Genomic DNA, 12,619 nt, shown 5'->3' with positions numbered 1-12,619 from the left:
TAATTCTCCCCTGCGCCGGACCATCGGCGTCCTAGTCCGTTCTGCTACTACGTCACACATTGCGGCGCGATGCGTCGAACCCTTCCCATCCCTTAATCCGCAATTCGCAGGACGGGCAGGTTCCGCAACCATACCCCCAGTTATGAATCAGATCGTGAACACCGAGATAGCAGGTATGTGTCGATGTCTGGATTAGTTCAATCAGTTGAGTGCCGCCGATTTGCTCGGCCATGGCCCAGGTCTGCGCCTTATTGAGCCACATAAGCGGCGTACACAGCACAACTCGAGTGTTCATCCCGAGATTGAGGGTCACCTGGAGCGATTTGAGCGTGTCATCGCGGCAATCTGGGTACCCGGAAAAGTCGGTCTCGCACATTCCTCCGATGAGGTGTCGCGCCTGACGGCGTGAGGCAAGCGCTGCCGCAAGCGTGAAAAACAGAAGATTGCGGCCAGGGACAAATGTGTTGGGCAAGCCGTCTTCGCGCAAGGCTATTTCTGCTCCGCGCGTCAGAGCGGTATCGCTAATCTGCCCAAGAATCGACAGATCGAACATATGATCCGGGCCAAGTTTGCCCTTCCAGTCCGGTTTGATATCGACGACTTTGGCGAGAAATTCCTCGCGGCATTCGAGTTCGACCCTATGCCTCTGGCCGTAGTCAAACCCGACCGTCTCCACCGACGCGAAGTTCTCCAAAGCCCATGCCAGGCACGTTGCAGAATCCTGTCCGCCCGAGAATAGGACGAGGGCTTTCTCGTCTGCGATCATGCGAGTTCTTCTTCCCCCCAGTAAGAGCATGCATCGCTATTGCTATCACGGTAGACACTCACTTTCGTCAGCGCAGGAAAGCTTGGCTTCAGGCGGTCCCAGATCCAGCGGCAGAGGTTCTCCATCGTAGCTGGACCAAGGTCGTTGATGTCATCGAGAAAGCGATGGTCAAGTGCGTCGCGAACGCCTTCCAGTTCGCGTTCCAGAATGCCCACATCGACAATCATTCCGCTTTCCGGATCAGGCCTGCCCGTTAGGGTGACTTCGCCTCTATAGCTGTGCCCATGAATTCTCCGGCTGGATTCAGTCTGAACAATACGATCGAGCGTGTGGGCCGCATCGAAGCGAAATTGCTTTGAGAGTTCGTACATTACCGGATTCCAACTAACTTGTGCGATTGGAGCGAAAGGCGCCAGCGTGGGTTGTCGAGACAGTAGGTGATAGTCTTGTCGAGGTTTTGTTCAGCCTCGGCGCAGTCCATCGGTTGCAAAAAGAAGTGCTGGAAATCGAGCGCTTCAAACCGATGCGGCAAGGCATCTTCTTGCGGGAAGACCAGTTTGAGCTCGTTACCCGCATGCAGGACAAGTTCGGTTTTGCCCTTTGGGCTTACACAGATCCAATCGATCCCGTCAGGCGCCGGCTGCGTGCCATTGGTTTCGACGCCAATCTCGAAACCGCGGCGATGCAGAGCATCCACAAGAAGCGCGTCGACCTGGAGCAAAGGTTCACCACCTGTCAGCACAACGTACCGGCTCTCAGGCGAACCGGCCCATTCATCTTCAATGGCTTGTGACAGTAATTCGGCATCGGTGAAACGGCCGCCGCCGGTTCCATCCACACCCACGAAATCCGTGTCGCAAAATGAGCATTGCGCGCTCGTGCGGTCTTGCTCGCGGCCTGACCACAGGTTGCAACCGGCAAATCGACAAAAGACTGCCACCCGGCCGGCCTGCGCGCCTTCGCCTTGCAGGGTCTTGAAGATCTCTTTGACTGCATAAGCCATGGTTACTGCGCGGCCTCTTCTAAGAGTGGAGCCGGTGAAGGGCTGCGCTTTTGTCGAAGATCGGCCTTAAGGACGCTCACGAGATGGTGCTTGAGGAGTGCGACGTCGCGATTGACGTTCTGGAGTGAATTCCAGCGCCTGACTTCACCACCGAAGTCCCACTCGCCCGATGTCCAAGCCGTCTTGTCTTTAAGGCACTCCATTCCAGCCTGAAAATCATCGACTGAGCGCGCGTCGGTCCTCTGGGCCAGAACTTCCATCACATCTCCCATCGCTTGAATTCCGGCGCCATGCAGCAAGCGCGAGGTCTTGGGCGTCTGCCCATGCCAGGCATCGGGGAATACACGCTTGACCGCCTCGAAGAATGCCGAGACCAGGTGCACGCATTCGTCTTCCCCTTTTGGATGACGGATCAGATCGCGCATGATGCCGTTGGCGAGCGATTCCATAATGATCTTTTGCATTACGGTGTCGGCAATGATGCCTTCCGGGCAGGTGTGCTGGCGAATGAAGCGCTGGAGCGAGGTCTTCTCGAAATTCAATCGTGCGGTCAGGTCCGCTGCCGTCGACCGCCGGCCCAAACGAGGCGGAAGATCATCAACGGTAGGCAACAGTTCGTAAATCAGCGACTTCGGCAGAGGCTTTGTGTTGTTAATCAAGACAAACTGGCGACGCAGTTCAGCTTCGTCCTGACAAATCAGGACGGACACGAAGACCTGAAAATCACGTTCAAGGGTGCTCAGGGCAGTCAAACGCTGCTGCCCATCGACAACAAGCCCCGGTGCACCGTCGCGTATGTCGATTGACAAGCGCGCTGATCCATCACCCAAATCTTCGATGCCGACTTTTTCGGTGAATGCGACGACGATTGGATTAGGCAAAACAGAGTTGGGCTTTGCCAGATAATCCTGGATCTCGCGAATATGCGCTGCGACCTGAGGCCTTTGAAAGCCGCTGAGTTCGCCTTGCGCGTCGCGACCGATACGGTCGATCGACGCAAACCTCAGTATGTCGGATGCCTTGGCGGCAAACACGAGAACCCTATGCTCGCTGCTCTGCTCGGCGGTCACCGCAAGATATTGCATGGGATCAGGTGATGGCACGCTTCAAATCCAATCGTTCAATATGATTCTTGTAGACGGCGAGATTATGGATCCCGCGACGCTTATTGCGATTGCTACCGCGAAAAATGATGACGTCGATCGACGCACCTTCGCAGATGGCGCAACTGCACTGCTTCCATGGTTTGCTTTCCAGCGTCTCACGGTAGCGGGTTGCTAGACGCGCCATACCTGTCGCATCCTTGCAATCCTCAAAGGGTTTTTCTTCGACAAGTGGCGCGCTGTAGACCAGCACGTTCTGCAATGTCTCTTCGAGGTCGGCCTCTCCCCGATCAAAGGCACGCAAACTCGTAAGCGCTGCACTTTCCATCGCGACCAAATCTTCGGCCTTAAACGTTCCACGCTTGACCGTGCGCTGAAGGCGTGAATTCTCGATCGCCTGGGGTACGCGAATTGACGTAAAGTAGCGCAAGCCGCGTCCGTCGCCAGGCAGGTAGTAATTCTGCTTGGCGTCTTTGAAGGCCCTGATCAGGGGTGAAGTCGTGTCGAAACTAGCGATGTCGAAGCTGTGGAAGCTGTCGATATCATCAGCCTTGGCGAAGCCCAAGATATGAAGGCGGGTTGAGGCCGGGACGACCTCGCGGATAGCGGCGAGGCATTGCTTGATTTCAGGCGACTTGAGTGGAACCATGCCTCCCAGCGCGAGGTAATCGTAGCCCATCGCGACAAGTCGTCGTGCGGCTTGAGCCATGCTGCCCGGGGACCAACCCTGCACCACACCCAGTGGCGTGAACTGGGCGCCAATCGCATCGGTCTCGCGCTTGAACGCATCGGCGTTCTCGAGCGTAATTTCGAAACGATCCTTTGCATCGTTCGATCCCCCGCTCAGGCCCTTGGCTGCAACGTCAAAATCAAAAATGATGTGGTCAACCGAGCAGCCGTGCGTAAATCCGCACTCATCGTAGAACTCTACAATTTCGGCGGGCGCATAAGGGGGGCGTTCTTCATTGACGTATGTGAAGGCTCCGCAATCGCCAAAGATATCGAGATGCGCGAACTGTGGCTTGTCGAGCCTCAGGAATTTTCGAACCCCTACAAGTTCGAACCTTCGCGCCTGGCTGGCTGTATATTTGCCTTTGACGCGATGATCGCCAACGATTCCTTTTGACACGAGTACGCCATCATAGGGGGCATAGCCGAGAATCTCATGGGGATAGGCATCGTCCCAATAAGGCTGACGCTCAGCAGGGCTGCGGTCTGCGATAAAGTCGAATGCCGGGTCAACATAGTCGAGACTGTCGGCGAAGATAAACTTCATGAGTTCCCCCTCGCCAGATCGCGTTCGAGATGCATCAGATAGTCAGTAAGCTTTGCGATATGCTGCGATGTCGACTGCACTTCATTCCACATTAGATTGAGATGATCCCAACGCCCTTCTGTCCAACTACAATGCGGCGCGAGGCGCTTCAGGATCGTGCGCACGGCCGCTACGCGGTCAGCGGCGCCATCTACGCGAAGCATAACTTGATCCATCAAGGCGCCCATGGCGCGAATGCCCGCGCTGTGCATCAGGCGACTGTGCGTCGGCGGCTTCCCCCACGCTTCAGGGAAGGTGTCTCGCACTGCACTCCAATAAAGCACCAGCGTGTCGTACATGGCGTTGGCATCGGCCCCATCGCCATTGCGCTTGAACTGCCCCAGAGCTCCCGAAGCCGATTTGAGGCTGAGGCGCATCGCCTCGATCAAAGCCGAATCAGCCACGACTCCACCAGCAGATTTGGCGTTGGACTCGCGTTTAATCAGATTGTGGAATGGCGAATCCTTATGCTGATTGAGCAATTCGCACAGAGCACTGGGCAATTGGCGGGCGGCTAGATCCCTAGGTAAAAGCGCACTGACTTCGGGCAGCAATTCATCGATCAGTCGCTTGGGGAGCGGACGCGCCTTGTTGACCAGAATAAACTGCTCGCGCTGTGCTTCGACATCATCAGAGACGAAGCCGACTACAGGCACGGCAATTGATTTATCCTTGGCGCGCGCCAATGCGAGCGAACGCTGCTGGCCATCGACAATCCAGGCGGCACGGCGACCGGCCGGAAGGACGGGGATTGTCAGTGTCCCAGCGTCTCCGACTTCGCATATATTGCCCGGCTTGCGTCCGCGCGCTGACGCGAATTCGACATCCGGCGACAGCGCCAAAATGATTGCGTTGGGGAACAGAACTTTCCCACTGTCCAGGAACTGGGCGATTGACGACACATGCGCCTTGATTTCGCTGCGCTGGAAGCCCTTGAGTTCTTCGTCCTCCCGCCTCAAGCGCGCTATATCCGCGATGCGCATGATGTCTGCGCCTTCGAGGAAGAAGACAAAAACAGCCGTCCCATTGCCTTGCTCGCTGCGGACTGCCCGGATGGACAAAGTTTCCTTAGCCATGCGCAAACTCCCCCCGCACCTGCCGGGCAAGGGCTGCAAATCGCCCCTGTTCGCAGGCGATGTCGAGTTCATCCCGAAACATGCGCAGCAAGCGAGCGGTGCTTCCGTTGGCGTCGGCCCAATGTTTGCGCATCAGCGCCGTGAGTTCATTATCGGCTAGCCGCTTGCGGGCAAAGGTCGGTGGAAAGGGCCAATCCGCAATTGTCGCCTTAATCGCTTCGGCATGCTGCGAGGCTGAGCAAGCGTCGTTGGCGGCTAAGATGTTATCCACGAAATGCAGCAGGGCCCTGGCCGCGAAATCGCTACGCGTGCCGCGAACAGGACTCGCGACCCCATCCAACCGGTCATCATACGGCATGATATAGGGGCGCAATTGCGTTGGGACCCGATCTCTCGGCGCACGCGTAAACAAGCGCAGGTCCTTCAGGCGCGACGCGGGTAGAGCCAGAAAGTCCGGCAGCATCATCTCGATGTAGCCATCGGACATCGCTGCCAGAATGAGGCCATTACGGCTCCCGACCAAGTCAGACAGACTGGACGCATAGGGCGAAACTCGGCGGAGTTCCTCCCACCAATCCGCCTTGCTGAAATCCGTCGTCACGCGCGCTGCAATGCTGTCATTTACGCCATCAAGAACAGTGCAGGCATAGGATGGGACGTGCGCCGTTGCCTCGACGAGCCCGAGGCCGGCGGAAACAATCAGCAGGTTCGCGCCTGCCTTGTCGGCAGCGACACAGGAATCCCTGAAGGATCGACCACCGTAGATCGAACTGGCAGGATGTCTGAGCACTGCGCTCTGCAAGCGCTCGCCCCACTCTGCGGCAACTGCGGCCAATTCGCCTTGGCCAAGATCACCAGCATGCAGGCCACCAGCCACAGGCTGACGCTTCCTGTTCGTGCATGTGGTGATCACGATTGCCAAAACTTGCTCCTTCCCGGCCTGTGCGGCAGGTTCATTTTTGGTAGCAAGTTTGGAACAAAAAGGCTACATTTAATGTGCTCCCGGTATCAAAATTTTGTGCAGATAAATGAAGAGAAATTGAGAGGTCATTGCGCGTGATAACGATAAACGAGATCGTCAGGCGTGCCGATCATGCATTCGCCGGCCTGTCGCGCCGGCAAGCCGATCTCGCACGATACGAACGCACGATCACGCAGGTCTATCGTACGAATGTCGCGGAAGACCTTGCCTATCAGCGTACTTTCAATGGCCTGTACGGGGTCCGCCGCAATGCCGATTGGCGGCAAGAATTTTATCGCATTTTTGAACTACAAAAGTCTGTTCCGACGCCCCAATTTCGCGACATAGTGCAGCAGATTTTCGAATCTACGGGACGCGTAGAAGCCTCTTTTGCCTCAAAGCTCATGGCCACGCTTGACCCGCAAAACGCGGTCTACGATGCCATCGTGCGAAGCAATTTGGACCTGCCGGCGAGGACGAATGCCGGTCACGCCCGGATAGAAGCGGCGGTGTCCGACTATGAAGCGATCCAAGCTCATCTCAACGCCCTCGTACGATCCGACGCATTCCCAATCCTCCGCCAGCGCTTTAACAATGAACTCCCTGGGTTCATCTCGTTCACCGACATTAAGGTGCTCGACCTGATGATCTGGCAATTACGCTAATTTGATGATGCGGGATGATCCGAAGCACACACTTTTCTGAAACTCAGCGGTAGGAGACTTGAGATGACCGAACAGAAAGGCAGCCAAGACAAGGACGGATGGCAAGGGTTGAAGGAGGTTGATCGTGCCATCGCGGAAAATCGCCTGACTGCGTATACGTGGATGAAGACCTGGGCCGATCCTTGGGGACGCGCCGCTATGGTCACGGTCTTCACGTTGCTCACAGCGTACGTCATTTTTGTGATCATCAACGATTTGATCCTTTAACGCCTCACCATTTTTTGACCTCGTCTGCGGCCTCTTCTGAAGCGCCCTTGGCTCCTCGAGTGGTTGCGTCGAGATTGCCCCTGGTTTGACCGATCCGCCCGCGCCCGCCCGCCTGGGCCGCACGGACTTCTTCGCTGATCCCTGAGGTGTCAGGAGCGGCACCAAGACTGCCTGATCCACCACCACCGCTGGGTCCTCGCGCGCGGACGCCACCCTGACTCGTAACGGCAGGACGGCTGACCGGCGCGAACTCGGGCAGCATCAATTGCCCTTCAATGTCATCGTGCAGCCGGTCGGCATAGGTCTCCACGAACCGCGCCTGAAGCTGCTGGCCCTGTGCGCTCATCTGGAAATTGATGTCGTCAAACCGGACTGGGCCATAGTAGTCGCGGTTCGCCTCGACCTCCGCCATGCCCCATTCACGATAAGCTTGGCTGAGGTTGAGCGAACCGGCAGCGTTCGCACCTTCATACCAGGAGGCCTGGTTCTCGAGCCGGCTCGCCAGTTCTTCGGCGCGGCGTGCTTCGACAGAGTAGGTCTGTGCTTCGGTCAACGAGCGGCTGAGACCCGCAGCGCTGGTCGAGACTTGCGAACTCGAACTCGAGGCCGTCTGACGGAGGAAGCCTTCGCGCGTGCTTGACCAGTTCCGCGTGTCCGAAAGCTGCTGCAACGTCCCGGTAATCCGGTTGCGATCCTCAGACGCAATGCCGACGTCGCTGTCGGTCCAGCTTTGGTTTCGTCCGCCGCTGGCCTTGGCACCAAGCTCAACTGGCCCAATGCTTCCTCCGACGCCAGCGTTAGCTTGGCCATTGAGGAACCACGACACGGTGATGTCGTCGGCGGCTCGGCGCGACAGGCCGAACTGGCGCTGCAGGGTGGTGGAGGCGTTGTCGACCTCGCTGAAGGCCGTGCCGATGCTGTCGCTGCTGCCGGTGCCGCTGACCGTCTCAGAAGACCGTCCCTGGCTGTAGGCGTTGCGGATCTCGTTGAACCGGGTGACGGCCGAACTGGTCGATTGCTGGGCAAGGTTCGAATAGGTCTCGCTCTGCCCCCGGCTCTGGCTCGCCATGGTCGAGAGCCTGCTCGTGAAATCCTGCCCCAGCGTTGGCGTGAACGGGTACTGAGAATTCGGCACGGTCGCGAATTCCGCCTCGCCAAAGCTCGTCGTCTGGGTGCCCACATCGCTGAATCCGCGCGTCTGCGGGGCGCCGTAGGAGATGCTCGGATTGAGCGCCCCTTGGGCAAACTGGCGTGAGAAGACCGTCGAATTGTCCAGATTGCTGTTACCGAGCGAGACATTCCCGGTGCTCGCCTCGCGCGCCGCTTCCTCGGCCGCATTCTGTGAGGGGTTGAGGTAGGAGGTTGCCTGCCCAGAAATCGCGAGCGCGCCCTTGGCGACGCCGCCAGCCAGGAACGGAACCGAGGCCACGAGATAGCCAGCCAGAAGCCCAATATCGCGGTTGACGTCGGTCATGCCTGCGAAGGTTGCGAGCGACAGGCCGGTACCGGCTCCAGCGGCCGCGACATCGCTCGCGCCCTTGAACATCAGGATCATGTGCAGGATCACGAAGAGCGGGCCCCATGCCGCGAGGTAGAAGAACCCGGTGATGTAGCCCCGCAGCGCGACCGGCCCGGTCTTGGGCATCAGGAACAGCGGAAAGATCACAGGGAACATCGCATAGAAGACGACCGTCAGCACGACATTGAGGATCGGCACCCATTTCATCGCGTTCTCCGCGATCGAGGCATAGGTCCGCTCGGTCTGGATGTCGGCGCGGGTCTGGGCGAAGACGTCGATGCTCGAGTTGCCGCTCGCGCCCGCAAACCCATGCATGGCCTGGTTCATCGCGTTGATCGTCAGGACCTGACGGAAGATGTCGCTCGCGTTCTTCGAGATGCCTGAGAGATACTGGTAGGCGACCGGTAGGTCCGCGAGCAGCTTGGTCTTGGCGAGCGCCGCGGTCTGACGCGGATAGAGCTGCCGTCCGGCGCTGAGCGCCATGGAATCGATCAGCCCCGCCCATTGGTTCGATAGCGCGGTATAGGCATCGCGACAGGTGACGATCGAAGCGGCAACGCTGTCATCGGCTTGCCGCGTCAGGAATTTCTGGGCCCGCGCCGCACTTCCGGGCGCGATCGTGGTCCAGATGTCATCGCTCTCGGCGAGCTGCTTCATCGAGTAGCGGCCAAGCAGCAGGTCATAGAACACGCATTGCCGGACATGCTCGTCGAGATTGGCGGCAAACTCGGGATCGGAAATCCGCAGGGAGCGCGTCGCCTCCATCAGCCGAGCGCCATAGATCATTCCGTTCTTCGAGTAGTTGAGATCATCGGGCAGGCCAAAGACGAGCTCGGCCGAGCGGGTGAGATAATCGCCGACCTGGCTCGTGAAACTCGCCATGAGCGCGAGGCCGAGCGGCACGTTGGCGACGTTCGCAGGCGCAAGGCTCGGGTTGACCCGGTCCGTCACATGGACGTCCATGCGCGGCACCATCAGGCACATGTAGATGAGCGTCGCACCGAGGAACCAGTTGAGCCAGGCCCGCCAGTCCTGGTTGAAGGCGAGCACGATGACCGCGAGCGCCAGCCCCATCACCATGGTCACCTGGATCAGGCTCTTGTAGCCACCCGCGCCCGTCCAACTGGCGACGGCATTGAGGACATTGACGATGTACTCGCCGCCGCCGACCATGAAGATCTCGATCATGACTTGTCTCGCCTTAGGGGACGATGGAACGGGACTGAAGCGCGCGCGACCAGTCGAGCGATGCCGTCATCGAGGGCGACATCGAGGCTGCCAGCATGTTCTCGATCATCGCTGTCTTTTCGATGATCTGCATGATGGCCGAGACCTTGGCTTGGCCCGTTGCCTGGCGCTGCGCGAGGCTTGAGCGGACGTCCGCGACCTGCGAACGCCAGATGGCGAGCTTGGCTTCGTCGGCTGCGATGAAGCTCGCCATCGAGCGGCCAGCCTCGGATACGATCCGGTCGAGCACCGCGTAGAGCAGATCGATGCTGGTGATCTCGGCGAGCGTGTCGCGATCATCGGTCGCCATGCCCCGGCCATAGGCGGCCTGGACCGTCAGGATCTTGTAGAGCGGGACCGAAGCCACCTGGAGCAGCTCCTTCTCGGCATCGCCAATCGCGGTGTCCGAGCGGATTGCAGCCACCATGCTGCCAATGAGCGCGGCCACCCGCGGCCGGATCGCCTTGGCGGAACTCAGGCTCATGTCCTGAAAGGTCGGATTGAGGCACTGGTCGGCCTCGTCGCAGGAAAAGACCCGGACGGTCTGGCCTTGCGTCCCATCGAGCAGCGCGGTCACCAGGGTCGAGGATGCATCGCCCGCAAACGGCACGAACTTGCCCGGCTCATCGTCCTTGGGCGGGACGTAGATGACCGTGCCGATTAGTGTCATCGCATATTCGGCGAGCTCGCGGTCGAATGTCCCACCGGGATTGAAGAAGGCCGACTTCTTGAGGACGTGCCAGGTGTAATTGCGCGCCACGGCCGGGTTCACGTCGGCATAGTTTGCGCCTGCCCCGGAGTTGGTCGCGCTTCGCTGTCCGCGCGTGCCGCAGCCATGTTTGGCCGCCGCATAGTCGGTGAAAATACCCTCGCTGTTGCCGATCGCCTCGCAGATCGCCTTGTCGGCCAAGTCGCCCTTGGGCCAGATCCCGCCGACCAGCCCTTGCGCCATCTCGCACGAGTTGATCGACAGGTTGTTCATGAGCTGCGCCTTCTGCGCAAACTCCTGCATGATCTTCGAACATTCAGGGCAGACCGTGTCGATCGCCAGGCTGAAGGCAAAGCCCACCGCATTGTTGGCGACGGCTTTCAGGAGCGCGACCATCTCGCTCGCGTTGATGAAGCTGAAGCTACCGGCGAAGATATCAATCCCGCCGCAGCCGGCCCGCGCTTTGGGCAGCTGGAGGTTGGCGATGTTGGTCGTCTTTTGCGGGAAGCGGGTCCAGACATTGCCGAGGCTGTAATAGCCCGCCGACTGGCCCTGGAAGGCGCTCGGCCCTGTGACATTGGCCGCGCCGCCCATCTCGTTCATGAAGCGGTCCATGCTGTCGCCGACATTGGCGTGGAGAGGCGTTGCAACGAGGCTCGTGGCGGCAAGCGTGAGCGCCGCTGTACGCAGCTTAGAAATCATGGCCGGCTTCCTTTGAGGTCAGGAGAAAGATGCGGTCCTGCAGCTCGTCGGCCGACAGAACCCCGTAGCCGATCGGAATCGCGCGCCCCGCTTCGCTGTCCCACAGGACCAGCGCCGGGGTGATATTGGGCTCAAGCCCCATGCGCGGGCGCTGCCCGTTCTCCACGGTGTATTGCGGAAAATGACGCGAAGGACCGCCGTCGGTCGAAATAGCCCGGACCGTCAGGTGCCAGCGATCGGCGACCGCCTTGACGATCGGGCTCATGACTTCGCAGGCGCCGCAGGTTTGAGCGAAGAAATAGAACAGACCGTAGCGGTCACCGAGGTGCGCCATGATCGTGTCACGCTCGGCGGCGCGGGCGTCCTGCCATTGTCGCTTGGCGAGCGTGCCGACGGGGCGCTCGAGCGTGTAGTCAAGCTCGGGCTGCTGCCAGATCGCGCGCTGCCAGACGTCCGAAAACAGTGAGGCCCGATCAAGCTGCTCACGCTGGAAACGAATGTAGGCGGTCACGTTCTGAGGCGTCGGCTCGATGATCGCACGGGCCTTCAATTCGCGTAGCTCGGCCGTGACGGCTTCCAGCTGGGCCGTTGCCGACTGCGTCTGAGGCGTCGATCCCTGCTCGCGTGGTTCAGCCCGCTTGGGTCGCGAGCAGTAGAACCAGTAACCAAGGCGCCGCTCTCCGCAGTAGAAGTCATCGGCCTCGTCGGCGGTCACGGCCTGCTGCGTGCCACGGTCCTGGGCGACAAGCGGCATTATCGGGACGAGCAGCGCAGCCATGAGGGCGGCGGTCACAGGGGTACGAAGCGCGCTCACTGGCTGCTCCTTTCATAATAGTCGCGGATCTTCTGTTGGATCAGTTCGGAAGTCTGCAGCTCGTCGGGGAGGCGCGCAGCGTCGGTGAACTCGGCGTAGACTTCCGAGAAATCCATCCGGGAGAGGTCAAGCCGGGCGAACTCGTCAAGCGTGAAGCCCAGGCACTGCTCGGACTTGGGCTTGGCCCAGGGCTTGGGCAGCTGCGCGCGGCCCTGCTCCTGCAGGATGCGGGTCAGCTTGGATTCAAAGCAGCAGTAAACCTTCTTCTTGGTCAGACAGACGCCAAGGAAGCTCGAAGAGCAGTAGGTTCCGACATAGGCGCACAGGCCCTGCGCATCGCGTTGATGAAGAAGAATTTCCTCGCGACCGCAGCCGAGCGCGACCAGGAGCTGGATGCCCGGGATGAGCGGGAAGCTGGAGTTGGAGTTGACCCGCTTTGGTGGACGGGTTGCGGTTTAGGTCTGTTGGGTCAGGCCATGGCGCCTCCGTTCA

12 protein-coding genes and 1 pseudogene are annotated in these 12,619 nt (G+C 59.4%); 2 read left to right on the top strand and 11 right to left on the bottom strand.

The window, feature by feature from the left end; genetic code table 11:
- Positions 1-52: 52 nt before the first annotated feature.
- From queC to ACUJ46_RS12390, 7 genes are read right to left on the bottom strand one after another with little or no spacing between them, the layout of a single operon-like run.
- Positions 53-766, bottom strand: coding sequence for a 7-cyano-7-deazaguanine synthase QueC (gene queC / locus ACUJ46_RS12420; RefSeq protein WP_445390818.1), 714 nt, complete (start codon positions 764-766; stop codon positions 53-55).
- Positions 763-1,137 carry a 6-pyruvoyl trahydropterin synthase family protein gene (locus tag ACUJ46_RS12415; protein WP_445390817.1) on the bottom strand — a complete coding sequence of 125 codons (375 nt, stop codon included), beginning with the start codon at positions 1,135-1,137 and terminating at the stop codon, positions 763-765. Before ACUJ46_RS12415 ends, queC begins: the two co-directional genes overlap by 4 nt.
- Positions 1,137-1,769 (bottom strand): 7-carboxy-7-deazaguanine synthase, encoded by a 633-nt coding sequence (queE, locus tag ACUJ46_RS12410; protein ID WP_445390816.1) that lies wholly within the window; start codon positions 1,767-1,769, stop codon positions 1,137-1,139. The genes ACUJ46_RS12415 and queE overlap by 1 nt, the downstream gene beginning before the upstream one ends.
- Positions 1,770-1,771: 2 nt before the next feature.
- Complete coding sequence (gene dbpB / locus ACUJ46_RS12405; protein ID WP_445390815.1) at positions 1,772-2,854, bottom strand: DGQHR domain-containing protein DpdB; 1,083 nt, start codon at positions 2,852-2,854, stop codon at positions 1,772-1,774.
- Between the two features lie 4 nt (positions 2,855-2,858).
- Complete coding sequence (dpdA, locus tag ACUJ46_RS12400; protein ID WP_445390814.1) at positions 2,859-4,148, bottom strand: tRNA-guanine transglycosylase DpdA; 1,290 nt, start codon at positions 4,146-4,148, stop codon at positions 2,859-2,861.
- On the bottom strand, positions 4,145-5,263 hold the full coding sequence (dbpB, locus tag ACUJ46_RS12395; protein WP_445390813.1) for a DGQHR domain-containing protein DpdB: 1,119 nt from the start codon (positions 5,261-5,263) through the stop codon (positions 4,145-4,147). The genes dpdA and dbpB (ACUJ46_RS12395) overlap by 4 nt, the downstream gene beginning before the upstream one ends.
- Positions 5,256-6,185 carry a hypothetical protein gene (locus ACUJ46_RS12390; RefSeq protein ID WP_445390812.1) on the bottom strand — a complete coding sequence of 310 codons (930 nt, stop codon included), beginning with the start codon at positions 6,183-6,185 and terminating at the stop codon, positions 5,256-5,258. The genes dbpB (ACUJ46_RS12395) and ACUJ46_RS12390 overlap by 8 nt, the downstream gene beginning before the upstream one ends.
- A gap of 128 nt (positions 6,186-6,313) precedes the next feature.
- Between ACUJ46_RS12390 and ACUJ46_RS12385 the strand changes: the two genes are divergently transcribed.
- Positions 6,314-6,889, top strand: coding sequence for a hypothetical protein (locus tag ACUJ46_RS12385; protein ID WP_445390811.1), 576 nt, complete (start codon positions 6,314-6,316; stop codon positions 6,887-6,889).
- A 63-nt stretch (positions 6,890-6,952) separates the two neighbouring features.
- Positions 6,953-7,156 (top strand): hypothetical protein, encoded by a 204-nt coding sequence (locus ACUJ46_RS12380; protein ID WP_445390810.1) that lies wholly within the window; start codon positions 6,953-6,955, stop codon positions 7,154-7,156.
- A 4-nt stretch (positions 7,157-7,160) separates the two neighbouring features.
- Here ACUJ46_RS12380 and ACUJ46_RS12375 read toward each other — a convergent pair whose 3' ends face one another.
- From ACUJ46_RS12375 to traN, 4 genes and pseudogenes are all read right to left on the bottom strand, one after another.
- The gene (locus ACUJ46_RS12375; protein WP_445390809.1) at positions 7,161-9,863 is read right to left on the bottom strand and encodes a conjugal transfer protein TraG N-terminal domain-containing protein; all 2,703 of its coding nucleotides are present in this window, start codon (positions 9,861-9,863) and stop codon (positions 7,161-7,163) included.
- 13 nt (positions 9,864-9,876) lie between these two features.
- Positions 9,877-11,313, bottom strand: a complete 1,437-nt coding sequence (locus tag ACUJ46_RS12370; RefSeq protein ID WP_445390808.1) for a conjugal transfer protein TraH — start codon at positions 11,311-11,313, stop codon at positions 9,877-9,879.
- Positions 11,303-12,067, bottom strand: a complete 765-nt coding sequence (locus ACUJ46_RS12365; protein WP_445390826.1) for a conjugal transfer protein TraF — start codon at positions 12,065-12,067, stop codon at positions 11,303-11,305. The genes ACUJ46_RS12370 and ACUJ46_RS12365 overlap by 11 nt, the downstream gene beginning before the upstream one ends.
- 56 nt (positions 12,068-12,123) lie before the next feature.
- A pseudogene (gene traN / locus ACUJ46_RS12360) lies at positions 12,124-12,540 on the bottom strand (conjugal transfer protein TraN); the annotation flags it as partial.
- Between the last annotated feature and the right edge of the window lie 79 nt (positions 12,541-12,619).

This window comes from Sandaracinobacteroides sp. A072 (assembly GCF_052616365.1).
Note: the sequence above shows the minus strand (reverse complement) of the source record. Positions and strands in the feature narration are given on the sequence as shown.